Below are 23,615 nucleotides of genomic sequence, written 5' to 3' on the forward strand. Positions count from 1 at the left end.
AACATCTAAGCTCCTAAGTTATTTTTCACATACTCTAAAATCGTAGCATCAAAATTTTGTTGATGATTGATAAAAGTGCTTTTTATTGGAAGATAATACAATTGCGAAACCAATTTTGAATCTTTCAATCTTACGTAATCTTTCTCAGTTGTAATTATTTTTCTGCCTTTTGCTTTTTCCTGAATGGAATCTAAATCGGCACCAGAGAAGTGATGATGATCAGGAAAAGTCAAGCATTCGTCATTTTCATTTTTAAGATAATCGAAAAATGGTTTTGGTTTTGCAATTCCAGCCAAAAGCAATTTTGATTCTGATTTTATTTGATTTATTTCTATTTTTTCTTCTTTACTATAAATTTCATCATCATAATCTATAAAAGTAAAAAAGCTTTGTTGCGAACAACTTAAATTTAATTTCAATCGAATTTCAGCCTGTTTTTCATCTGATAAATCTCTTGGGCATTTTGTTACAATTACAATTTTTGCTCTGTTTGCTCCGCTCCTGCTTTCGCGTAAATTCCCTGTTGGAAGCATGAAATCATCGGCATATAAATCATCATACGAAGTCAATAAAATATAAAAACCGGCTTTTACTTTTCGATGTTGATAGGCATCATCAAGCAAAATAATTTCAGGCGTAATTTGTTGTGAAAGCAATTGTTTTATCCCATTTGTTCTATTCGCATCAACAGCAACCATAACAAATGGAAATTTTTGATAAAACTGAAAAGGTTCATCTCCTAAAATTTCGGCATTGGAATTTTCGTCGGCTAAAACAAAACCTTCCGACTTTCTTTTATAACCTCGGCTTAAAGTTGCGATTTGATATTTATCTGACAATAACCGAATCAAATATTCGATTTGTGGCGTTTTCCCGGTTCCGCCAACACTTAAATTTCCAACAGCAATTACCGGAATATCAAATGAAGTCGATTTCAGAATTCCTTTATCAAATAGAAAATTTCGGATCGAAGTAATGAATCCGTATAAAATGGCAAATGGAAAAAGTATTTTTCGAAGTAGATTCATAGAATTATTTATCAGAATAATGGCCTTTTGCTGAAACGACAAAAACGGTAACCGTTTCATCTTCAAGATAATATATCATTCTGTCTTTTTGATTTATTCTTCTCGACCAAAAACCAGTAAGTTCATATTTTAAAGGTTCCGGATTTCCAATCCCTTCAAAAGGAGTTTCAGAAAGTTCTAATAGAATTTTTTCAATATTTTTAATACTTTTTTTATCTCCAGATTTATAGTGTTGAATAATTTGCTTTTTTGCTAATTCTTTTATTTCAATCCTAAACTTCCCCATACGTCTTTAGGATTAATTTCTGTACTATTTTTACTTTTAGCTGATTTTAAAACCATATCCACAAACTCTGGATTATATGGACTTTCCTCTTCGTTCACCTGTCCATAACCATCTGTCTCAATGATTTCGATACCATCAAGACCTTTAAAAAAAGCTTCGAACATTTCCATAAATGCTTTTCCTGTCTTCGTATGTTCGTTAATTTTTATAGTTGTCATAACTTATAAATTTTATATTACAAATGTACTAAATTTGTATTTAGTATAAACTTTTCACACATTTAGTACAAGGTAATTGTACTAACAAAAATTTGAAATCACCAAAATGAAAATCAAAAATATAATCTCAGTTCTCGAAGAAATGTCTCCTTTGGCTTATGCGGAAGATTTTGACAACGTAGGACTTTTAGTTGGAGATGCTGAAACCGAAAGCACAGGCGTTTTGGTTTGCCACGACGCTCTGGAAAATGTAATTGACGAGGCCATTTCGAAAAACTGCAATCTGGTGGTTTGTTTTCATCCAATTCTATTTTCGGGAATCAAAAAAATTACTGGAAAGAATTATGTTGAACGCGCCATTTTAAAAGCAATCAAAAATGATATTGCGATTTATGCCGTTCACACCGCTTTAGACAATCATTCGGCTGGAGTAAACAAAATATTTTGTGATGCTTTGGGTTTGACAAATACCAAGGTTTTAATTCCGAAACAGAATTTTATTCAAAAGCTGGTCACTTATACCGTTCCAGAAAATGCTCAAAAAGTGCGTCAGGCTCTATTTGATGCTGGCGCAGGAACGATTGGAAATTATGACAATTGTAGTTTTAATTCGGAAGGAATTGGAACTTATAAAGGAAATTCTGAAAGTAATCCTGTTATTGGAGAACGTCATGAATTGACCGAAACTCAAGAAATAAAAATCGAAGTTACGTTTGAAAAACATTTACAATCCAGAATTTTAAAAGCACTTTTTTCCAATCATATATATGAAGAAGTCGCTTATGAAATTTATGATTTACAGAATTCGCATCAAAATATTGGTTTGGGAATGATTGGCGAATTTGAAAATGAAATGGATGAAAAGGAATTTCTTCACTTCGTAAAAAACAAAATGATTGCCGACGGAATCCGCCATTCGGCATTTTTAGGAAAAAAAATAAAGAAAGTGGCTGTTTTGGGCGGATCAGGAAGTTTTGCCATAAAAAATGCAATTCAGGCAGGAGCCGATGCATTTTTGACCGCCGACTTAAAATACCATCAATTTTATGAGGCTGAAAACCGACTACTTTTAGCAGATATTGGTCATTTTGAGAGCGAACGCTATACAAAAAACTATATTGTTGATTATCTTCGAAAAAAAATCCTTAATTTTGCCATCATTTTATCAGAAGAAAATACAAATCCAGTTAAGTACTTATAGAAACTTATAGAATATGGCGAATACGAAAGAATTAAGTGTTGAGGACAAGTTAAGAGCAATATACGATTTACAGCTTATTGACTCTAGAATTGACGAAATCAGAAACGTGAGAGGAGAACTTCCTTTAGAAGTGGAAGATTTAGAAGATGAAGTTGCAGGTTTAAGCACGCGTTCAGAGAAACTGAAAAGTGAACTTGAAGTGATTGAGGAGCAAATCAAAGCTAAGAAAAATGCTATTGAGGAGCACAAAGAGGTTATCAAAAAATACACAAAACAACAAGAATCAGTTCGTAATAACAGAGAATTTAATTCTTTGACTAAAGAGGTTGAATTTCAAGAATTGGAAATTCAATTAGCTGAAAAGCAAATCAAAGAAATGAAAGCTTCTATCGAGCACAAAAAAGAAGTTATTTCTAATTTAAAAGAAAAACTTGATGCTAAAAGCTCTCATTTAAAACATAAAAAATCTGAATTAGATGCTATCATGGCTGAAACTCAGAAAGAAGAAGCTTTCTTGAGCGAGAAATCTGCTGAATATGCTTCTCAAATCGAAGACAGATTATTAGCTGCTTACAACAGAATCAGAAGCAGTGTTCGTAATGGTTTAGCTGTAGTTTCTATTGAAAGAGGAGCTTCTGCAGGATCTTTCTTTACAATTCCACCACAAACTCAGGTTGAAATTGCTTCAAGAAAGAAAATCATCACTGATGAACACTCTGGAAGAATTTTAGTTGATACGCAATTAGCTGAAGAAGAAAAAGAAAAAATGGAACAATTGTTCGCAAAATTCTAAATATCAAGTCCCGATTAAATCGGGACTTTTTTTTTGCCACAGATTAAAATCATATTTTTTACCTTTAGAAAAAATTTAAGTTTTGGGAATTAAAAAAGGCATTCGCTTCATTACATTAAAATCAGTTGGATCTTATATTAACCTTTTGAGTTATGTGCGTCCGCAAAAAGCCGTTGAACTTTCTTATGCACTTTTTAGCCAGCCAAGAATTGGAAGGTTGCAAAAAGAAGAACTACCAAAAGTTTTAAAGAATACAGAAACAGAAATTTTCCATCATAACGAACATCATTTTCAAACCTATATCTGGAAAGGAAATGAAACCAAAATTTTATTGGTTCACGGCTGGGAAAGCAATGCTTCACGTTGGAAAAAAACGTTACCTCATCTGCAAAAATCAGGAAGCACTATTATCGCAATTGATGCGCCAGCGCACGGGCAAAGTAGTGGAAAAGAATTCAATGTTCCTCTTTACGCAGAATTTATTAATAAGGCAGTCGAAAAATATCAGCCAGAAATAATTATCGGGCATTCTATTGGCGGTGCGGCATCTATATATCATCAATATTTATTTCCGAATACCAGTATTAATAAAATGGTGATTCTGGGAGCGCCATCTGAATTGAAAACTTTGATTGACAATTACATATCAATGCTGAGCCTGAATACCAAAATGTTTTCGCTTTTGGAAAGCAAATTTCTTGATCGTTTCAATTTTAAATTAGAAGATTTTTCAGGGCAAAAATTTGCTTCAGAATTTAATATTCCGGGCTTGATTGCTCACGATGTTTCCGATAAAATTGTTGCTTTTGAAGAAGGAAAAAAAATAGCAAGCAATTGGAAAAACAGTCAATTTATTGAAACAACTGGTTTAGGTCACGGAATGCATGATGATGAATTGTATGATAAGGTGATTGAGTTTTTGTTTGAAGGTTCAAAGTAACAAAGCGACAAAGGGACAGAGGTTTCTCTTTTTTGTCATTCCGAGGAACGAGCAATCTCCGCGAGAAGCTGTACAAAGATCGGCGATTTTAGGAACGGGTTTCTTGCGTGCCCTTCGACTTCGCTCAGGATGACAAACTTTACGCGAAAATATAAAGTTCTAAATCTAAAATTCTAATAATCTAAGAAGTCTAAGTTGTCTAAATAACAATTTTAAAATACTTCAACAACTCCTTCTCTCCTTTTGCAGTCACAATTATTGCTCGGGAATTTTCAGTTTTCCTTAGCCAATCTTCTTTCAGCATTTTATTGAAAAGCAAAGTTCCAACTGAACCTGAAATATGATTTCTTCGTTCGCTCCAATCTAGACATGGTTTTAAAAATATTCGTTTTTGCTTTTGAGCATCTTCTAAATTAATTCCAAAATCAGAAAACCATTTTTTGCCTTCGGTACTAATTTCAAACGCATTATTATTTTCTTTAATAATATTTTGTTCCAATAAACTATCCGTCAACGCAACGCCAATTTTTCCGGCTAAATGATCATAACAAGTTCGGCAGAATTTTATTGGAGGATATTTTTCGGGTTTGTTTTTTGAAGGAATTTCAGGTTTCGGAACCAAACTTGCCATTGCTTCAAGGGCGTACGCGACTTCTTTGTTCGAAAATCTATAATATTTATGACGGCCTTGTTTTTCTACACAAAGTAAATTGGCATCGAGAAGTTTTCCTAAATGCATGCTTATATTTTGTGGTGAAGTATTTACAGAAACCGCTAATTCTGTGGCTGTAAAAGCTCTTCCGTTCATTAAAGTCCATAGAATTGAGGCGCGCGTTGGGTCGCCAATTAAAGATGCCGTTTTTATAAATTGATCTTCCATCTAAATTTTCATAGTTAAGTACAGAATGAACTATTGCCTTGTAAAGTTAAATAACTTTGCTAAAAACATTCCACATGAATCCGACTTTATTCCTTCAATCTGATGTCAGCAATCCTTATTTGATTTATAAAACCATGTTGCAAAACAATCCGGTTTATTGGGATGAAACGAATAAAATATGGGCAATATATTCTTATGAAGATTGCGTTTCAATTTTAAAAAATTCGAAAGCCGAAATTCCGGTTGTAAATGCGAACAACGAACAAAAACTGAATAAAAAGGCTTTAGAAATTTTAAATAATTTGACACGACTATCAAACGGAATTCAGCATGAAATTTCAAAAGAAATTGCAATGTTGCTGTTCTCAAAAATGAAATCAGTTGATATTAATTCGATTATTTCTCAATTAATAAAAAGTGATCTGACTGAAAACAAAATCGATTGGGTAAATTCGGTTTGCAAAAAGTTGCCCGTTTTAGTTGTTTTAAAAAGTTTTGGTTTTGAAGAAAAGGATTGTGATTTTGTTTCTAATGAAATTGAATCTTTGGTTAAAATAATGCTTCCGCAGAAAACAGAAATACAAGTAAATTCTATCAATGAAATTTCAGAAGCGATATTTTCAATTGCAGAAAAACAGCTTTCTTCATTACATTTTTTCGAATCTTTATCATCCAAAATTCCTAACTCCAATTCTCTTTCGCTTGACGAAATTAAAACAATAAGCATTAGCAATTTAATTGGATTATTCATTCAGAGTTTTGATGCCGGAAGAGGAATTTTAAGTAATTCATTTTTGCAGATTCTGAACTACAAGACGTTTTCAAATAAAAATGAAATACAAAAATCGGTTATTGAAACGTTGCGTTTTGATCCTCCAATTCATAATACAAGACGAATTGCTGTAGAAGATATTTCTATCGGCGAAAGCCAAATTAAAAAAGGTGATCAGATATTAATTGTACTTGCATCGGCAAATCTTGATTCTGAAAAATTTGAAAATCCAATTAACTTTGACATTGAAAGAAGCAACAATAACGAAAATCTAACTTTTGGAATTGGCGGACATATGTGCCTCGCCAAACATTTTTCAATCCATTTAGCCACTGATGCTTTATGGTTTTTATTTGATAATTATAAAACGATACAACTTTTAGAAAATAACATACAATACGAACCAATGATCAACGCCAGACTGCCAAAAGCAATTTGGATTTCATTACAATAAATAAAAATATGATAGCTGTAATTTTTGAAGTTATTCCGAATGAAGGAAGAAAAGATGAATATTTAGATATAGCCGCAAATCTAAAACCTGAATTAAACCATATTGATGGATTTATTTCTATAGAAAGATTTCAAAGCTTGGCTGATCCCGGAAAAATTTTGTCTTTGTCATTTTGGAGAGATGAAAAAAGCATTCAACAATGGCGAAATCTTGAAATGCACCGTCAGGCGCAGGAAAAAGGCAGAAATGAAGTTTTTAAAGATTATCATTTACGAATTGCAACTGTTGTTCGCGATTATGGAATGTTTGAAAGAAATGAAACTCCGGAAGACAGCAAAGAATTTCATCATCGATAAAGATTCTGAGATGCTAAGATTCTAAGCTACTAAGCTTTTTAAATCTGAAATGAAAGCTTAAAATTTAAATTTTGCCTACTTTTGCAGTATGGAAGAAAATTTAAAACGTCTTAATAAATTTATTGCCGAAACGGGATTCTGTTCTCGTCGTGAAGCCGATAAACTTATCGAAGAAGGACGTGTGACAATAAATGGCGTTGTGCCAGAAATGGGAACCAAAGTTTCGCCAAATGATGAAATACGCGTAGACGGAAAATTAATCGTGGAAAAGCACGAAAAAATGATTTATTTGGCGTTCAATAAGCCTATCGGAATTGAATGTACAACCAATTTAGAAGTTCGAAACAATATTGTTGATTATATTAATTACCCAAAACGTATTTTCCCGATTGGAAGATTGGACAAAGCGAGTGAAGGATTAATTTTTATGACGAATGACGGTGATATCGTAAACAAGATTTTGCGCGCCCGAAACAATCACGAAAAAGAATATACGGTTACAGTAAACAAACCCATCACAGATCGTTTTATTCAGAGAATGGGAAATGGTGTTCCGATTTTGGATACGGTAACTAAAAAATGTAAAGTTGAGCAAATCAGCAAATACACTTTCAAAATTATTCTGACTCAAGGTTTAAACCGACAAATTCGAAGAATGTCTGAATATTTAGGTTATGAAGTTACGGCGTTGAAACGTATCAGAATTATCAATATTTCTTTAGATGTTCCAGTTGGTCGTTACCGCGATTTGACGGATGCTGAAATTAAAGAATTAAATCAGTTGATTGAGCCTTCGAGTAAAACCGAAGAAGCAAGTTTTCCAAAAGTTGAAAGTCCGAAACCAACTTCCAATAGAAGAACAACATTTATCTCAAAACACGATCCCCGATTTAAAAAAAGAGGCGATAACTAAAGTGAAATCATAAAAAAATCCCGAACCATAAAACAGTTCGGGATTTTTAATTTCTTATTTTTTCTCCGTTAGAAAATCGTAGTACAATGCTTTAGAAAGGAAAGTAGAGTTTTGGTAAAAATCGATCAATTCCTCTCTTTGTATTTCAGTTTTGCCTCCATCTAAATGGTTTTGTGAAAAATAGGTTCTTCGAGTGTCGTCATTAAAATTCAAACTGCTTAGAAATTGTGGTGTCACTCCTTTATTTACAGAGATATTATAATTTGTAATTAGATTTCCCCAATTTACATAACTGCATAAAAGAACCGTTCCGTAAAAATACCAAACCATTTGATTTACTAAATAAGCGTTTGTTTTCTGTTTTGCTATTTTCAAAAAAGTATAAACTAAACCAATAATTGCCAAAATAAGAAAAGCATAAACCCCCAAACGTTTATATGTTAAACCAAAAAATGAAACATATTCAGCATTTTTGACAAAGGTACTTACAATCAAAACTCCATTTAGAAAAATCCAGATCTTAGAAAGTGTTTTAAGAAGAGTTGCTTTTTTATCAAAATTGAATCCGCCTTTGAAATAAAACATAATTACGCCAACCGCCATTAGAATTGAAAGGATAACAGAATTTACTCTTTCATGTGTATCAGCACTCAATTTAGAAGCCTGTGCCGTAGCTACTTCAAAAAACTGTTCGTAATTGTAAGTTGCAATAAAAACCAAAAGCATCAAATTTAAAAGTACCAAAGTAATTACACCACTTTTTCTTTCGAAATCTAAATCTAGGAATGAAAATGTATTCTGGTTTTTGACTTCGGCAATATTTTTAAATTCATTATCAAGAAGCTCATTTTTTTCATAACAAACTTCAGGAACCCAATAATTCCAAAAACTAAATGAAATATAAAAACCTGCAATACTCAACAGCAAAAACTGTGGCATATCAATATCTAATTGATAATCTGTAAAAAGAGAAGAAAAGTGTTCGCTTCCAAAAGAATAAACAATGAAAAACAATCCTAGAAAAATAGCTGGAATTAAAACAAAAGCAACCAACTTTTTAGCAAAATTGTTATGAATTTGCTTTTCTGGAAGCCATTGTTTGAAAATCCAGATGCGCCCTAAAGAAGTTATTCCGTTTAGGATTATCAATGGAAAAACCTGAACGATTTTTAATTTATTGTCCTGCGTTTTGAACTGCAAAAACAAAATCGAAATTGCCATTGCAAAGAAAGAAGCCGCATCACCGTACCATCCGAAAGCCAAACAAGACAAAACCGATGTTATGACCAATATTAAATGTGTTCTTTCAGTAAATTTATCCTGAAAGAAGTAGCAAATAAATCCCGTTAATACAAGTCCAAAAATAGACCAGTTAAGTCCTGGATCTTCTCTATAAAAAAGCAGTAAAAAGATAAAACTGCAAACTAAAATAATGTGATGTTTTTTCATGGTTATTTAATTAAAAGTACTTTGTATTTCAAAGTTAGTAGACAAAAAAATATAGTTATTAAGATTTCATTAATTTTTCAAGGTAAGAAAGATGTTCTTTAAAAGCCGCACGTCCTAAAGCAGTTACCTGATAGGAAGTTCGAGGTTTCTTTCCAACAAATTCTTTTTTAACTTCAATATATTCTGATTTTTCAAGCGCTGAGGCATGACTTGCTAAATTACCATCGGTGATATTCAAAAGAGTTTTCATCTCGGTAAAATCTACCCAGTCGTTAACCATCAAAACGGACATAATACCCAGTCTGACACGGCTTTCAAAATCTTTATTTAGTTTATCAATAATTCCCATTGGGTTATTTGTATTTTTTGAACATCACTAATCCGTATATAATATGTAGAATTCCAAATCCAATGATCCAAAATATCAAACCATAACCTATATAAAAAAGCGAAATACCTCCTAAAATAAGCTCCAAAAAGCCCAAATATTTTATATCTGAAAATGTATATTTTTCGGCATTTATCACTGCAAGACCATAAAATATCAAAGTTGATGGCGCAACTAAACCGAAATATCCGTGATAGATTAAAGCCAAACAAAAAATACCTCCCGCCATTAATGGAACGGCTAAATTAAACAGCATCTTTTTTGTTGCCGATGTCCAAATTGGCAAATTATATTTTCGCGATTTTCTGATTGTAAAAAAGGCTCCAAATACAAATGCACAAACTAAAATTACAACTCCTGTCAGGAATAAATGAAAAACCAAATCTCCAGATAACAAAATATGATCATCTGTAAAATACTCAATACCATTTATCTTAAACAATTGATACACATACAAACCGCCAATTAAGGCCGAAAGTCCAGCAAAGACTCCCGAAAGTCCGCTTAATGATATAAATCGTGAAGAACGCTCCATCATGGAACGAATGTGTGCTAAATCTTCTTGGTGTTTCTGATTCATAATAAAAGTACTTTGCAATACAAAGTTATTATTTATTTTGGATTGACAAATAAAAAAACACTTTTTTTTCTAGTTGAAAATTCTACCCGTCAAGTTCTAAAAAGCTAACAGAAATAGAAAAGGACTTGTGAGTTGCGTGAGGGATAGGAGCTATCCGCCGCGGCGGAGCGGATAGCCCGACCGTCTCGTTGCAAAAGGGCGCATAACCATAAAGCATATTTGCCCTTTTGCAACGAGACGGTCACGCCCAAAGCATATAAAACGAAAAAAGCCTATTCGCATAATGAACAGGCTTTTGTTGTTGTGAATTTTTAATTTAAAACCATCTTCTTCTTTTGAATAAAAAGACTCCGAAAGTTGATAAGATGATAGAGACTAAAAGTAGAATCCAGATTCCGTATTTGCTTTCTTCTAGACCGTTTGGTACGTTCATTCCGTACAAACTGGCAATTAGAGTTGGAATCATTAAGATAATCGAAATTGAAGTCATCTGCTTCATGATGTTATTCATATTATTTGAAATCACCGAGGCATAAGCATCCATCATTCCAGTCAAGATATTGCTATAAATATTTGCCGTGTCTTGTGCCTGACTTAATTCGATTTCAACATCTTCTAACAAATCCAAATCGTACTCTGCTTTGTGTGCTTTTAGATTTTTAATGCGTTGAAATAAAACATCATTTGCTTTTAAAGATGTAATAAAGAAAACCAAACATTTTTCAATTTGAAGCAATGCTTGCAGCTCTTCATTTTTAATAGATTTCTCTAAATTATCCTCGGCCAGTTTTATTTTTTGATTTACTTGTTTCAAATATTTTAGATACCAAACACTCGATGACAAAAGCAATCTCAAAACCCAGTCAAAATTGTTTTTTACCTGAATGCATTTGCGTCGTGAATACAACATAAAATCATATATAACCTCTGTTTTGTAAAAAGTAATTGTTACGCAGATATCATCTTTGAAAATCACACCCATCGGAATGGTTTGAAAAGGAAGTTTAATATCGTTACTTTTTATAGGAACACGCATGATAATAAGTGTCCACCCGTCTTCGACTTCTATACGAGGTCTTTCATCAATATCCTCAATATCATTGTAGAATGCTTCGGGAATTTGAAGTTCTTCTAATAAGTATTTTTTTTCTGTTTCTGTAGGATCCTCGATACTTATCCAGCAATTTGGAATCCATTTTGGTATTTCTAGTAATCCGTTGTCGTTTGTGTAAAAGGCTTTCATTTCAAAATACAGGTTTTTATCGCAGCATTTTGAAATTTCAAAAGCTGCTTTTAATTAAATACTAACGAATAATAATCGTCCATTTGGAGAAGTGTTTTTTAAGTGGTGCAAAAGTATCCTTTATTTTTAAGAACCAAAACTTTAAACTATTAATTAAATATTAAAAACAACAAAGCCTGCTCAAATGAACAGGCTTTGCAAAGTATTTTGAAAAGAAATTATTTATTTCTTGCGCTTCTCATTTTGCGTGCTAAAAGTGTATTTTTAAGCAACATCGCAATTGTCATTGGCCCTACTCCACCCGGAACTGGTGTAATAAATGATGCTTTTTTGCTTACGCCATCAAAATCAACGTCACCTTTGATTACGTATCCTTTTGGATTTGAAGCATCATCTACGCGAGTAATTCCAACGTCGATAACTGTTACTCCATCTTTTACCATATCTGCTTTCAAGAATTCTGGAACTCCTAAGGCTGTGATGATAATATCAGCATTTTTAGTGAATTCAGCTAAATCTTTAGTTCGACTGTGAGTTAATGTAACTGTAGAATCTCCAGGATTTCCTTTACGACTCATCAAGATACTCATTGGGCGTCCAACGATATGGCTTCTTCCAATTACAACTGTATGTTTTCCTGAAGTTTCAACTTTGTAACGCTCTAACAATTCCATAATTCCGAATGGTGTTGCTGGAATAAAACTTTCCATTTCAAGTGCCATTCTACCAAAGTTCGTTGGATGAAATCCGTCTACGTCTTTATCTGGATCGATTGCTAATAATATTTTTTGCTCGTCAATATGTTTCGGCAAAGGCAACTGAACGATATAGCCATCTAGATTATCATCTTCGTTCAACTCTTTAATTTTAGCAAGCAATTCGTCCTCAGTAATTGTTTCCGGCAGACTTACTAAAGTTGAATCAAATCCGATTTCCTGACATGATTTTACTTTACTTCCTACATAAGTTAAACTTGCACCATTGTTTCCAACTAAAACTGCTGCTAAATGAGGCACTTTTCCTCCAGCTGCTTTTATAGCTTGAACTTCGATTGCAATTTCGTTTTTAATGTCGTTAGATGTTTTTTTACCGTCTAGTAGTTGCATTGTGTTTTGTTTCAGGTTTAAAGTTTCATGCTTCACGTTACTTGTGAAACCAAATATTATTAATCGAAAAAAGTTTCAAATTTCAGTCTCTAACTTGAAACCTGAAACTTGAAACTTTTAATTTTATTATCTCGGCATTCCGCCTGGCATTCCTTTCATTCCGCCCATCATTTTCATCAGGTTTTTTCCGCCCGGACCTTGCATCATCTTCATCATTTTGCTCATTTGGTCAAACTGCTTCATTAACTGATTTACTTGCTCGACTTTAGTTCCGGAACCTTTAGCGATTCTGGCTTTTCTTTTTACGTCAATAATGGCCGGCTTGCTTCTTTCACCCGGAGTCATCGAGTGAATGATTGCTTCGATATGTTTGAAAGCATCATCTTCGATTTCTACATCTTTCATGGCTTTTGAAGCACCTGGTATCATTCCAACCAAGTCTTTCATATTACCCATTTTTTTCACTTGTTGAATCTGCGTTAGGAAATCATCAAAACCAAATTCGTTTTTCGCGATTTTCTTTTGAAGTTTTCTAGCTTCTTCTTCATCAAATTGTTCCTGAGCTCTTTCAACAAGCGACACAACGTCTCCCATTCCTAAGATACGCTCAGCCATACGTTCTGGATAGAAAACATCAATTGCTTCCATTTTTTCTCCAGTACCAACAAATTTGATTGGTTTGTTTACAATCGATTTGATTGAAAGTGCAGCTCCACCACGAGTATCACCATCTAATTTCGTTAAGATAACTCCATCAAAATTCAAAATATCGTTGAACGCTTTTGCTGTGTTTACAGCATCCTGTCCTGTCATAGAGTCTACAACAAACAATGTTTCCTGAGGCTGAATTGCTTTGTGAACACGTGCAATTTCGTCCATCATTTCCTGATCTACTGCAAGACGTCCGGCTGTATCGACAATTACAACATTGAAACCGTTTGCTTTTGCATGTTTGATTGCATTTTGTGCAATCTCAACAGGATTTTTGTTTTCTGGTTCTGAGTAAACCTCAACACCTATTTGATCTCCAACAACATGAAGCTGATTGATTGCCGCAGGACGGTAGATATCACACGCTACAAGAAGTGGTTTTTTATTTTTCTTAGTTTTTAAAAAGTTGGCTAATTTTCCTGAGAAAGTAGTTTTACCAGAACCCTGAAGTCCTGACATCAAAATAACAGTTGGATTTCCTGATAAGTTAACACCAGCAACATCTCCACCCATTAATTCCGTCAACTCATCTTTTACCAGTTTAACTAATAATTGTCCTGGTTGTAAGGTTGTAAGTACGTCCTGACCAATTGCTTTGTCTTTTACTCTAGCTGTAAAATCTTTAGCAATTTTAAAGTTAACATCGGCATCAAGTAATGCACGACGCACTTCTTTTAAAGTATCGGCAACGTTTACTTCTGTAATTTTACCGTGTCCTTTTAATATATGGAACGCTTTATCTAACTTATCGCTTAAATTATCAAACATATTATTTTCTTTATTTGAAGTGCAAAGATAATCTAATTAGATATTTCAGGCAATTTTTATTTTCTAAGGTTCAGAGGGACAAAGTTACAAAGGGACAAAGGTTTTTAGCCACGAATTTCACTACTTTCTCGAATTATGCAACTGCAATTTTCCCTCTAGCAGATTGCATAGATTTTGCAGATTATTCGCAAAGCAACAAAAGCTTAAAGTTTTTGTTTACGCAGATTTATGTAGATTATCATCTAAAATCTGAGAAATTAAATCTGCTCAAATCTGCAGAATCTACGTGAAACAAAAAAGGCGCTAAGAAAAACCTTTGCGCCTTTGTAACTATGTCACTTTGTAACTTTATTTTAGAACTGGAAATATATGAATGGTTGAGATCCTGCTACTGCTGTTGCGTATACAATCCAGTAAACGAATCCCAGAATTATTGCTTTTACCAAGATCGGTGTTTTATCAAAAACAGATTTCATTCCGTTCGTGAACGTTTCTGGCAAAAAGTGCCAAACGTAACCAAACAACATTAATCCGAATACGTTTTTATAACCAATTACAATTGTTTTCCAAAGTTCTGGTTCGAATGTTAATTGTCCAATATTGTTAATTACTTGTAATGCCGTTTCGAAATCTCTTGCACGGAAGAAGATCCAGCAGAAAACTACGAAGTGAAATGTAATTAGGATGGAGAAAAATCTCCATAAGAAATTTGGACTTTTATCTTTTTTGGATGGGAAAATCTCCACGAAAATTTTATGAATCGCCAACGCTAATCCGTGTAATGCTCCCCAAACAATAAACTGTGCTCCTGCTCCGTGCCACAATCCGCCCAAAAGCATTGTGGTGAATAAATTTAAATTGGTTACCAAAGTTTGTTTCTTTTTGCTGGAAAGCAAAAACGACAAACAAAAAAGCAATATTGAAACGGACGCAACAATCAATGGAATTATACTCGTATTGTAACTTGTGATTCCCCAAAGCAATAATCCGAAGAAAAATAAACTTGGAAATAAATATCCAGCGAAAGAACCTTCTCGGTTTCCTCCCATCGAAATGTATAAAAAGTCTTTTAACCAAGTTGAAAGCGAAATATGCCATCTTCTCCAAAAATCTGTAATCGAAGTTGATTTATAAGGTGTTCTAAAGTTGACTGGCAATTTGAATCCCAACAATAAAGCGATTCCGATTGCCATATCTGAATATCCTGAAAAGTCACAATATATTTGGATCGCATATCCATAAGAAGCCATTAAATTCTCGAAAGAAGTATAACTCAACGGTGTATCAAAAACTCGATCAACAAAATTTACAGAAATATAATTTGAGATTACCGTTTTCTTAATCAATCCACCAATAATCAAAAACAAAGCGTTATTTACATCTTGTCTCGAAAGATTTAATTTTTGATAAATCTGTGGAAGAAAATCTTTCGCACGCACGATTGGACCAGCAACTAACTGCGGGAAAAACGAAACGAAAAATAAATATTCGATGTAGTTTTTAGTTGGCTTAATTTCTTCACGATAAATTTCAATAATATAACTCATCGACTGGAAAGTATAGAATGAAATTCCCACAGGAAGAAAAATATCATGAAGCTGATAATTGCCATGAAACATATCATTGAATGTCACAATCATGAAATTCATGTACTTGAAGTACCCTAATAATCCCAAATTCAAGATTACACTTATTACAAGATATATTTTCTTAGAACTTTCTTTTGTTGCTCTATAAATAATCTGGCTCAATCCATAATCTACAACTGAGGAAAGTAGTAAAAGTAAAAAGTAAACACCACTTGACTTATAGTAAAAGAAAAGCGAGAAGAGAATAACATACGTTAATCTCAAATAAAATGTTTTGCGTAAAAAGGCATACACAAAATAAAAAACCAGAAATAATCCTAAGAATAACCCAGTGTTAAATAATAGTTTTTCGTCTGGATTGTAAACAAACCAGCTTTTAACTTGTTCTATTGTAATTGCACCAAAATTTTGAATGAACCAATCATTAATGCTATCTATTGTTATCAATTTAATTCTTTGATTTAAAATTATCGTATGCTTTTAAAACTGCCTGTGCGAACAAGTTCCCTTGTTTTTCATATCCTTTTTTAGAATAATGAACCCAATCTGGACCAATTAATCCTTGAGTTTTTAATTTTCGGATTCCGTCCATACCTCCAAATTCATCGTATAAATCCCAAACGGCAAAACCGTCTTTTTGCGCGATTTCCAAGATTTCTTTAGTGTAATCTCTAATATAAGTATTAGGCTTTCTTCTAAGCAAAGATGGCGGCGGCGTCATCACGATTATAGGAACATTTATATTTTGAGCTTTGATATTGCTTATAAACTCTCTCAAATGTCTAATATAACCTTCAACTTCAAGTTTGTCATAACTTTCATTTGTTCCGAGCGAAAAAACAAGCAAATCTGGATGCACTGCTTTTAGCTGCTCAAAAAACAAAGGATATTTATTGTAATCTGAATATTTGGCTCCGTTTACGCCAATACCGCTATACAATATTCCTGGCGCATCTTTTTCTAAAACAATTCCGTTTAATTCATATTTAGAAGCTTCTTTATTCGGAATCAAATAAATTTTTTCTAATGCTTTATCGGAGTTGTAATAATGACAAAAAGAATCTGATTCTACATTCAACGGAACAAATTCAGAGCTTTTAATCGTTTTCTGTTTGGTTTCATTAGTCGGAATTTTCAAGGTTCTTCCCGCTCTAATATTATTCGATTTTAAACCATTCGCTTTTTTAATATCCGTAACCGAAATATTGTATTTGTCGGCAATTGTTGAAATTGCTTCTCCTTTTTTGATTTTATGCGTAATTACTTTTTTCTCTGTTGACTGAATCAAATTCACTTGAGAAGAAGTCGCCAAATCAAACATATTTTGATTTTGAGGCGTAATGATTTTAATGGTATTGAATTTATATGCCATGTCTTTCACTCGCAATTCAACAGCAAAACCTCCATTATCACGCCAAAGTCCAATTCCACTTAAACCAATAGGTGCATTTTTTGCAGGAAGAATATTTCTATAACTTTCCCAGCTTCTGTTCGAATAAAAACGTTCGTTATAAGAACCATTTGTTTTTGCCAGCTGATATGGAAAAACCAAACCGCGACCTCCATTTCCAAATTGATGCTGCAGTTTTTTTCTCACTTCATTGGTCATCAAATCTCCCTGAATATGAGAATCTCCAATATGAACAATATTTATTTTCTGATTGTTCTGACTTTCATTTTCCTTTAATTTTTCGAAAAAATCTTTTAGTACTTTCGCATTATAAATTTGATCATCAGAAACAGGATCAGCCACTATTGAATCGACTTTGTGAATCATATTTTTTGTTGTTGGAAGTGAATCTGTTTTTGGGGCCTTGTCATTCGAAGAGAAAAAAAGACAACAGAAAAAAATAATCAGTTTATTCATTTACACTATCATTTTTCACAGAAGTAGAATCTGTTTTGGTTTTTCGAGCTGCTCTTTGCTGATTCGCAACAGCTTCACGTTTTTCACGCAATATTTTATATTCTTCGTAACCTTTATTTAATTGAGTGTATAATAAATTTCCAATCGCTTTTGCTCCACGCTGATTAAAGTGCGTGTAATCTTTATTGGCTTTGGCCGGAGTTTCATCAACCCATTTTACCATCGATCCGTCGCCACCCATCAAAGTATATAAATTTACAAAACCAGATTCAGTATCAAGCGCATATCTTTTTTGCGCTTTCATCAAAGGTACAACAGCCGAATCGGTTTTCATTTCTAAATCATATTTAGTCGATTTATCTGCTGTTGAGACAATTAAAATTGAAACTCCCGGAAACGATTCTTTTATTTTATTAACGGTTTTTGTCATTCCTCTTTCGTACCAATTATAATTTTTGGTTCCGTAATTCAATACGTTTGTTCCATAATGCAAAATAATCAAATCGTATTTCAAACTTTTATTAAAACCTTGCATTACACTAGCATTAAACATCGAAATTGGCAATCCCGAGTTTCCTCTTTGTGAAAAGTTATCTACGTGAACGCCGCTTCCGTTGTCAAAATTGAAGCCGTAAATTGGAATAGAATCTGCATTTATGAAATTAGCTTTGAAAGCTTTCAAATGTCCTGAACTTACTTTTAAAGTATTAATCAAATTATTTGGGGCCAAATTTTTCTTCAAAGTATCTTTTCCGATAATGAAATTCACTTTTCCATTTCTCGAAGCTCTTCCGTAAAATAAAGTCGGATTATCTAAAGTTGTTGAATATTTATTGGTTCCTGCTTCATATTGTACCCAAGTTAGATTTGCTTTATCATTAGCAAAAAATACGTGTCCGTTTACACCAAAAGGGCTTGATGGCTTTTTCACATTCAAATAAGACTGTGTTTTCCAGTTTTTAGAATAAGTAGATTTCACCGAACCACGCGAAGCCGCCGATTCAGAAGTTATGGAAACAAAACCAACTCCGTTTCCTCCAAAACGTTCCTGATAATTAGTTCTTACATCTTGCACAATCAAATCCCCATCGGTCATTGAATCGCCGTAATACGCAATTCTGACATTCGATTCAGGATGCTTCTCTAATTGATATAATTTTTCATAAAACGAAATCAGATATTGATATCCTTTATAATTATCAAAAGTTTCAGATGGAAATTCAATTCCTTCGATATTTTCATAAACAATTTCTTCTTTTCCTTCCTGATCTTCAATTGCATCGAGGCTGTCGTTTGTACCCAATGAATCTTTTGCAACAGCTTCCAGAAGCAAGCTGTCAATAAGCACGTTTTTTGAATTCATTTTGCTTTCAGAAAAAATCTTATCTGGCAAAATTTGCTTGAATCCAATAAAAGCGACCAATGCTAATGCAACAATGGCAAAAGACTGAAAAAAATATGACTTTGTATTCACTTGTAATTTTAAGTTTTGAAGGATGAATTGCAAAAATTAATTATGCGAAATTTCTGCTAATTCTTTATGAAAAAATATGTGCAAAGATAAGATTAAAGCTTAATTATTAATTGTTTTTATCAATAAAGTAAAAAACAAAAAAGAGACCAGACGAATCTGGCCTCTTTATCAAAAAAAATAAAAAAAACAAAGCTAATGATTAACTAAACATCGATGCCGAAGCATCATAAGTTAAAATGAAATAATCTTTATGATTTTTAGATTTTCATTTTAAGAATTATTTTAAGATAGCATACTCCAAAGTAGTATTCCCTCTTAAACCTGCATCATTTGTCATAGCTAGGAATTTAACTTTATAGTAGTTTCCAGCTGCATCTTTTACAACATAAAAACGATCTGTTCTAATACTTGGCAATGAAGTTGGTCCACCACCATTTCTCCAGCTAGCTCCAATTACTCTTTGATCTGTTGCAGAAACAGTAAAGTTTGCTTCAACTACATCTGCTTTTGCAAAAGCCTCATAAGTTTTAACAGAAGTTAATACTTGGTAAACTTGTGTTCCTCCTTTTGAGTTTGTAGTGATGAAATCAGCATAACCGTATGTTACCTCGCCACTTCCCATGTTTAAGTAATTTGTAAAAGTTGTGAAATTTAAATCCCATTTCGCTTTTGCAGGTTCTACTGAAACTGTATTACCTGAAACTAAACTAAAAAATGAAAAATTAAAGTCTGTATCTTTTGAGATAGTTTTTTCTGTAAAAGTTGTAGAAGTTAAGTCAGCATATTGAATTTTATATCCATTTCCACTTCTTAATATTCTAACTTTTTTCCATCCTCTAGCTTCTCCATCAACACTTACTGAACCAACGCCTGGTGTAGTAGTAGAAACTGCAAATCCTAGATTTACCAAGTACACTTTATTATCAGCATCAGTAGCAGAAATTTCAGCAATTGCTGTTCCGATACCTGCTCCAGCACCAGCTAAAACTCCAGTTGGGTTATCAACATAACCATTAGATGCAAGGGTTTCACCTGCTCCAACTGAAACATTTGCATCAGCCACCTGAGACAAAGTAATATCTGAAGTCGCTAATTTTTTTACAGCCATTTTAAGAGAACCATTAATGATTACTCTAAATTCTGAACCAGAAGAAAATCCTAAATCCCAAGACGCTCTGTTTACTGATTTAATTTCTGCAGCACTTAAATCAAGATAAAGTTGATTTGGTTGGTTTGGCCCACCAACAGAAGTCTTCAAAGTTTCTCCCACAGTTGGAATCTCAACTTTATTGTCGTCATCATTAGAACATGATGCTAGTGATAGTAACGCGATTGATAAAAATAATAACTTTTTCATTGTATTCTATATTTATATTAAAGATTAAGGTTATATGCTAATTTTAAAAAGTAAGAACGTCCGTACGCAAGCATTACCTCACCTGGTCCTGCATGTCCAGCAGCACTTGCGGTACCTGTTTGTCTTACATTGGTCACATCAAGAACATTTCTTGCTCCCACTGTAACTTCAAAATGATCTTTGAAGAAATTTTGTCGAGCAGTAAGATCGAGCCAATTACTTGGATCAACTTCAGATAAAACATAAGAAGAAGAACCTTGAATATATTGTCGTGTTTTACCGTTGTATTTATAATATCCTGAAACAATTGTTTTCCATTTTGGAACGGTATACGAAAAACTTGTATTTAAATTGAAAGAATAAAGAAATTGATCATCAGAAGTAAATACCTGATTGTCTATTTTCTGAGAAATACCAATTAATGCAGCACCAAAATTGAATGTGAAGTTGTCTTTTCTCAATTGATTCATAGTTGAGAAATTCCACATTCTGTATTTGCTGATATTGATATATTGATACTCTGGATTCCCAGTATCTGGATTAAACCTTACCAATGCCATGTCAATTCTATCATTTACATTTAAATAACTTCCTGCAAAAGTGTTAGAAAGTTGCAATCCTGATGAAAATAAAGTCATTTTCTTAAGACTGGTTTCGTAAGATGTACTCGTTTCAGGAATCAGGTTTTCGTTTCCTGTAAAGAAGTGTCCGTCGAATATTTGTTTTGAATATAATTCATCAAAAGTTGGCGTTCTAAAAGAGTTACCATATGAGCCGCGAAGTTCAATTCCTTTTTCAAATAAATATCTTAAACCTAATGAGGAAGCATATTGATTTTTAAATTGAGACTGAGCAGAAAATCGGATTCCTGGTCGAATTGAAAATTTATGCGTTGCCATAATTTCTGACGAAGCAAAAAAATCATAATTCTCAAGTGTTTTCTGAACTGGAGTAAAAATATTATTTGCTTCCTGAACTAATGCAAAACCCTTATTATTGACAAATTCATATCCTAATTGAAGATCTACTGTTTTATCTGTAAAGAAATTATTTAACGTTCCTGTCGAATAAAGCACTTCCATCGCCTGATCTTTTACAGTCGTATTATTGCTTTCTGTCTTACTTCCTATATTATATCTAAAACTTTCAACATCACGCTCTTGTTTTTGATGCGAAAGCGAAACATTATAATTTAATTGCGACAATAATCTTCCTGTCGCATTTAAATTATGAAAATATCGGTCTGTAAAATATCTTTTATCATCTGCATAACGATATGAACCTAAAGTGGTGTTATATCCAGATTGAACCGTACTATTATAATAATCTACATTTTCATCTAAAAACTCAAATTTGTAGTAAAAACGAAAATTGTCTTTGTGATATGAAATCGTTGCCGTACCGTTTAATTGATCTTTTGGAAGCCAGCTGTAACCACGTGTTCCATCATTTTCAGCATAATTTTCTCCGTTTTTGTCATTCAAATATCCTTGAAAATCATTGCGATTTATTCCCGCTGAAACAAACCAATTTTTATCAAAAGTATGAGAAACTCTAAGAGACTGAATGTGACGTCCTTCATCAAAAAGAGAATATTCATTATTGACCGTTTCCTCTTGAACTGATGCATTTATGCCCCATTTATATTTGGAAGATTTTTTAGTGATGATATTCAAAACACCACTTACAGCATTAGCTCCGTAAGTAACTCCCATTGAACCTTCTACAATTTCAACATGATCAACATCATTAAGATTAATTTGCGATAAATCGATATTATTTCCTAAACCAGCTTCATTAACAAGAGGAACATTATCAACCAATATTTTAAAATATTGTGCATCTAAACCGAATAAAGAAACTGTAGAACGACCACTTGTTCCACTTGGACTAACAGTAATATTTAAGTACTGATTTAAAATATCGGCTAAATTATTAGCTGCCAGATTTTGAATATCCTGATTTGAAATCACACGAACGTTAAAAACAGATTTTTTTATGGATTGAGGCTCAAACTGTCCTGTTACAACAACCTCAGAAAGTTTTTCCTGAGATACAATACTATCTTTTTGCTGAGCAAAAGAATAGGCACAAAATAGAAGTCCAGCAAGAAGGGTAATTTTAATTTTCATTATTTTTATTCAGTCTTAATAATGACGCAAATATATAAACTATTTTTATTTGTTCTAAATAAATTATATATATTTGCAAAAATTAAAAACAAAATAATAAGTTATGATTACAAAAAGCCTCTATTTATCGGCCGTAATGGCTTTGACTTGTGGTCTTGGTTTCGCTCAGGACAAAAAACAACAAGACATTAAATCAATAAAATCAATGTGTGGTTGTTATGAAGTGAAATTCAATTTTACCGAAACATTTTCATATCCTAAAGATTCTCTTACTTATAAACCATCTGAAACTAAGCACGAATCGGCTTTAGAATGGGTTGAATTATTAGAAGATACGCCTAATAAAATCGTAATGCAGCATTTATTGATTGTAAGCGATGATATGATTATCAAACACTGGAGACAAGACTGGCTTTATGAAAACACAGACTTATATTCTTTTGACAAAGGAACTTCTTGGAAATATAAAAAGTTAGATAAAAAGGCTGTTAAAGGTCAATGGACTCAAAAAGTATATCAAGTAGATGATAGTCCGCGTTACGAAGGATCATCAACTTGGGTACATGTTGACGGACAAGATTACTGGGCAAACGTAGCCGATGCGCCGCTTCCTAGAAGAGAGCAAACAAAACGTAATGATTATAATGTTTTAAAAAGAAGAAACATCCACGAAATCACTTCTACTGGATGGAATCATGAGCAAGATAATGACAAATTGGTTCGTGATGACGCTGGAAAAGATGTTTTGTTAGCACAAGAAAAAGGTTTTGATGTTTACACTAAAGTTCCAGATTCTAAATGTGCTGCTGCTCAAAAATGGTGGGGAACAAACAAAGTGCTTTGGAAAAACGTTCGTGATAAATGGCAAACTCTTTTTGACAGACATCAAGATTTAAACTTAGAAGCAAAAGTAGATCGTAAAGCTTTATATTCTCTTTTATTTGATTTAAAACCAGAAGCAACAAAAGCAGAATCTGATGCTATCATCGAAAAGTTCGTTAAGAAATAAGAAAAATTGTTAGTTAAATAAATAAAGCCGGTAATTTCTAGATTGCCGGCTTTTTTTTGGAAAACAAAAAAGCCGACAGTCATAACTATCGGCTTTAAAAT

At 33.0% G+C, this 23,615-nt stretch carries 22 protein-coding genes; 7 read left to right on the plus strand and 15 right to left on the minus strand.

Going from position 1 to position 23,615, the window contains the following annotated elements; all coding sequences use genetic code 11:
- Window positions 1–5: 5 nt before the first annotated feature.
- From lpxK to GQ47_RS15320, 3 genes are read right to left on the minus strand one after another with little or no spacing between them, the layout of a single operon-like run.
- The gene (lpxK, locus tag GQ47_RS15310; RefSeq protein WP_035650149.1) at window positions 6–1,028 is read right to left on the minus strand and encodes a tetraacyldisaccharide 4'-kinase; all 1,023 of its coding nucleotides are present in this window, start codon (window positions 1,026–1,028) and stop codon (window positions 6–8) included.
- A 4-nt stretch (window positions 1,029–1,032) separates the two neighbouring features.
- Complete coding sequence (locus tag GQ47_RS15315) at window positions 1,033–1,314, minus strand: Txe/YoeB family addiction module toxin (RefSeq protein ID WP_035650152.1); 282 nt, start codon at window positions 1,312–1,314, stop codon at window positions 1,033–1,035.
- Window positions 1,290–1,532 carry a DUF2683 family protein gene (locus tag GQ47_RS15320; protein ID WP_035650155.1) on the minus strand — a complete coding sequence of 81 codons (243 nt, stop codon included), beginning with the start codon at window positions 1,530–1,532 and terminating at the stop codon, window positions 1,290–1,292. The genes GQ47_RS15315 and GQ47_RS15320 overlap by 25 nt, the downstream gene beginning before the upstream one ends.
- A 106-nt stretch (window positions 1,533–1,638) precedes the next feature.
- Here GQ47_RS15320 and GQ47_RS15325 point away from each other — a divergent pair, with 106 nt between their 5' ends.
- The 3 genes from GQ47_RS15325 to GQ47_RS15335 all read left to right on the plus strand — a co-directional run bounded on the left by GQ47_RS15325 (window position 1,639) and on the right by GQ47_RS15335 (window position 4,466).
- Entirely contained in the window at window positions 1,639–2,733 is a 1,095-nt protein-coding gene (locus GQ47_RS15325) for a Nif3-like dinuclear metal center hexameric protein (protein WP_035650158.1), read from the plus strand.
- 13 nt (window positions 2,734–2,746) lie between these two features.
- On the plus strand, window positions 2,747–3,526 hold the full coding sequence (locus GQ47_RS15330; RefSeq protein WP_035650170.1) for a zinc ribbon domain-containing protein: 780 nt from the start codon (window positions 2,747–2,749) through the stop codon (window positions 3,524–3,526).
- Window positions 3,527–3,608: 82 nt separating this feature from the next.
- Window positions 3,609–4,466 carry an alpha/beta fold hydrolase gene (locus GQ47_RS15335; protein WP_035650171.1) on the plus strand — a complete coding sequence of 286 codons (858 nt, stop codon included), beginning with the start codon at window positions 3,609–3,611 and terminating at the stop codon, window positions 4,464–4,466.
- Between the two features lie 199 nt (window positions 4,467–4,665).
- Here the strand turns inward: GQ47_RS15335 and GQ47_RS15340 are convergent, their stop codons facing one another.
- Window positions 4,666–5,346, minus strand: a complete 681-nt coding sequence (locus GQ47_RS15340; protein ID WP_035650172.1) for an ArsR/SmtB family transcription factor — start codon at window positions 5,344–5,346, stop codon at window positions 4,666–4,668.
- A gap of 74 nt (window positions 5,347–5,420) precedes the next feature.
- Here GQ47_RS15340 and GQ47_RS15345 point away from each other — a divergent pair, with 74 nt between their 5' ends.
- The 3 genes from GQ47_RS15345 to rluF all read left to right on the plus strand — a co-directional run bounded on the left by GQ47_RS15345 (window position 5,421) and on the right by rluF (window position 7,841).
- Window positions 5,421–6,572, plus strand: coding sequence for a cytochrome P450 (locus GQ47_RS15345; RefSeq protein ID WP_035650175.1), 1,152 nt, complete (start codon window positions 5,421–5,423; stop codon window positions 6,570–6,572).
- An 8-nt stretch (window positions 6,573–6,580) separates the two neighbouring features.
- On the plus strand, window positions 6,581–6,928 hold the full coding sequence (locus GQ47_RS15350) for an antibiotic biosynthesis monooxygenase family protein (RefSeq protein WP_035650179.1): 348 nt from the start codon (window positions 6,581–6,583) through the stop codon (window positions 6,926–6,928).
- A gap of 88 nt (window positions 6,929–7,016) precedes the next feature.
- Complete coding sequence (gene rluF, locus GQ47_RS15355) at window positions 7,017–7,841, plus strand: 23S rRNA pseudouridine(2604) synthase RluF (RefSeq protein WP_035650181.1); 825 nt, start codon at window positions 7,017–7,019, stop codon at window positions 7,839–7,841.
- Window positions 7,842–7,895: 54 nt separating this feature from the next.
- Here the strand turns inward: rluF and GQ47_RS15360 are convergent, their stop codons facing one another.
- From GQ47_RS15360 to GQ47_RS15410, 11 genes are all read right to left on the minus strand, one after another.
- Window positions 7,896–9,290, minus strand: coding sequence for a DUF4153 domain-containing protein (locus GQ47_RS15360; RefSeq protein WP_035650183.1), 1,395 nt, complete (start codon window positions 9,288–9,290; stop codon window positions 7,896–7,898).
- A gap of 58 nt (window positions 9,291–9,348) precedes the next feature.
- Window positions 9,349–9,639, minus strand: a complete 291-nt coding sequence (locus tag GQ47_RS15365) for a winged helix-turn-helix domain-containing protein (protein ID WP_026727744.1) — start codon at window positions 9,637–9,639, stop codon at window positions 9,349–9,351.
- A gap of 4 nt (window positions 9,640–9,643) precedes the next feature.
- A complete protein-coding gene (locus GQ47_RS15370; RefSeq protein ID WP_035650186.1) occupies window positions 9,644–10,258 on the minus strand; it encodes a hypothetical protein in 615 nt (204 codons plus the stop codon).
- A gap of 316 nt (window positions 10,259–10,574) precedes the next feature.
- Entirely contained in the window at window positions 10,575–11,501 is a 927-nt protein-coding gene (locus GQ47_RS15375; protein ID WP_035650188.1) for a magnesium transporter CorA family protein, read from the minus strand.
- 218 nt (window positions 11,502–11,719) lie between these two features.
- Window positions 11,720–12,607 (minus strand): bifunctional 5,10-methylenetetrahydrofolate dehydrogenase/5,10-methenyltetrahydrofolate cyclohydrolase, encoded by an 888-nt coding sequence (locus GQ47_RS15380; RefSeq protein ID WP_035650704.1) that lies wholly within the window; start codon window positions 12,605–12,607, stop codon window positions 11,720–11,722.
- 126 nt (window positions 12,608–12,733) lie between these two features.
- Window positions 12,734–14,086, minus strand: a complete 1,353-nt coding sequence (gene ffh / locus GQ47_RS15385; RefSeq protein WP_035650191.1) for a signal recognition particle protein — start codon at window positions 14,084–14,086, stop codon at window positions 12,734–12,736.
- A gap of 353 nt (window positions 14,087–14,439) precedes the next feature.
- On the minus strand, window positions 14,440–16,122 hold the full coding sequence (locus GQ47_RS15390; protein WP_051951577.1) for an MBOAT family O-acyltransferase: 1,683 nt from the start codon (window positions 16,120–16,122) through the stop codon (window positions 14,440–14,442).
- Window position 16,123: 1 nt separating this feature from the next.
- Window positions 16,124–17,452, minus strand: coding sequence for a GDSL-type esterase/lipase family protein (locus GQ47_RS15395; RefSeq protein WP_238567999.1), 1,329 nt, complete (start codon window positions 17,450–17,452; stop codon window positions 16,124–16,126).
- Window positions 17,453–17,534: 82 nt separating this feature from the next.
- Window positions 17,535–19,016: an SGNH/GDSL hydrolase family protein gene (locus GQ47_RS15400; protein ID WP_035650196.1), complete on the minus strand. Its 1,482-nt coding sequence runs from the start codon at window positions 19,014–19,016 to the stop codon at window positions 17,535–17,537.
- A 277-nt stretch (window positions 19,017–19,293) separates the two neighbouring features.
- Entirely contained in the window at window positions 19,294–20,373 is a 1,080-nt protein-coding gene (locus GQ47_RS15405) for an HmuY family protein (protein WP_035650199.1), read from the minus strand.
- Window positions 20,374–20,390: 17 nt separating this feature from the next.
- Window positions 20,391–22,505, minus strand: a complete 2,115-nt coding sequence (locus GQ47_RS15410; RefSeq protein WP_035650203.1) for a TonB-dependent receptor plug domain-containing protein — start codon at window positions 22,503–22,505, stop codon at window positions 20,391–20,393.
- A gap of 103 nt (window positions 22,506–22,608) precedes the next feature.
- Between GQ47_RS15410 and GQ47_RS15415 the strand changes: the two genes are divergently transcribed.
- Window positions 22,609–23,514 carry a DUF6607 family protein gene (locus tag GQ47_RS15415; RefSeq protein ID WP_035650207.1) on the plus strand — a complete coding sequence of 302 codons (906 nt, stop codon included), beginning with the start codon at window positions 22,609–22,611 and terminating at the stop codon, window positions 23,512–23,514.
- The last annotated feature ends 101 nt before the right edge of the window (window positions 23,515–23,615 follow it).

This window comes from Flavobacterium sp. ASV13, from assembly GCF_000745775.1.
Classification (GTDB): domain Bacteria; phylum Bacteroidota; class Bacteroidia; order Flavobacteriales; family Flavobacteriaceae; genus Flavobacterium.

Coding starts and splice junctions, on each gene's coding strand:
- lpxK (WP_035650149.1), bottom strand. CDS start 1,028: ATGAATCTACTTCGAAAAATACTTTTTCCATTTGCCATTTTATACGGA.
- GQ47_RS15315 (WP_035650152.1), bottom strand. CDS start 1,314: ATGGGGAAGTTTAGGATTGAAATAAAAGAATTAGCAAAAAAGCAAATT.
- GQ47_RS15320 (WP_035650155.1), bottom strand. CDS start 1,532: ATGACAACTATAAAAATTAACGAACATACGAAGACAGGAAAAGCATTT.
- GQ47_RS15325 (WP_035650158.1), top strand. CDS start 1,639: ATGAAAATCAAAAATATAATCTCAGTTCTCGAAGAAATGTCTCCTTTG.
- GQ47_RS15330 (WP_035650170.1), top strand. CDS start 2,747: ATGGCGAATACGAAAGAATTAAGTGTTGAGGACAAGTTAAGAGCAATA.
- GQ47_RS15340 (WP_035650172.1), bottom strand. CDS start 5,346: ATGGAAGATCAATTTATAAAAACGGCATCTTTAATTGGCGACCCAACG.
- GQ47_RS15345 (WP_035650175.1), top strand. CDS start 5,421: ATGAATCCGACTTTATTCCTTCAATCTGATGTCAGCAATCCTTATTTG.
- GQ47_RS15350 (WP_035650179.1), top strand. CDS start 6,581: ATGATAGCTGTAATTTTTGAAGTTATTCCGAATGAAGGAAGAAAAGAT.
- rluF (WP_035650181.1), top strand. CDS start 7,017: ATGGAAGAAAATTTAAAACGTCTTAATAAATTTATTGCCGAAACGGGA.
- GQ47_RS15360 (WP_035650183.1), bottom strand. CDS start 9,290: ATGAAAAAACATCACATTATTTTAGTTTGCAGTTTTATCTTTTTACTG.
- GQ47_RS15365 (WP_026727744.1), bottom strand. CDS start 9,639: ATGGGAATTATTGATAAACTAAATAAAGATTTTGAAAGCCGTGTCAGA.
- GQ47_RS15370 (WP_035650186.1), bottom strand. CDS start 10,258: ATGAATCAGAAACACCAAGAAGATTTAGCACACATTCGTTCCATGATG.
- GQ47_RS15375 (WP_035650188.1), bottom strand. CDS start 11,501: ATGAAAGCCTTTTACACAAACGACAACGGATTACTAGAAATACCAAAA.
- GQ47_RS15380 (WP_035650704.1), bottom strand. CDS start 12,607: ATGCAACTACTAGACGGTAAAAAAACATCTAACGACATTAAAAACGAA.
- ffh (WP_035650191.1), bottom strand. CDS start 14,086: ATGTTTGATAATTTAAGCGATAAGTTAGATAAAGCGTTCCATATATTA.
- GQ47_RS15395 (WP_238567999.1), bottom strand. CDS start 17,452: ATGATTCACAAAGTCGATTCAATAGTGGCTGATCCTGTTTCTGATGAT.
- GQ47_RS15405 (WP_035650199.1), bottom strand. CDS start 20,373: ATGAAAAAGTTATTATTTTTATCAATCGCGTTACTATCACTAGCATCA.
- GQ47_RS15410 (WP_035650203.1), bottom strand. CDS start 22,505: ATGAAAATTAAAATTACCCTTCTTGCTGGACTTCTATTTTGTGCCTAT.
- GQ47_RS15415 (WP_035650207.1), top strand. CDS start 22,609: ATGATTACAAAAAGCCTCTATTTATCGGCCGTAATGGCTTTGACTTGT.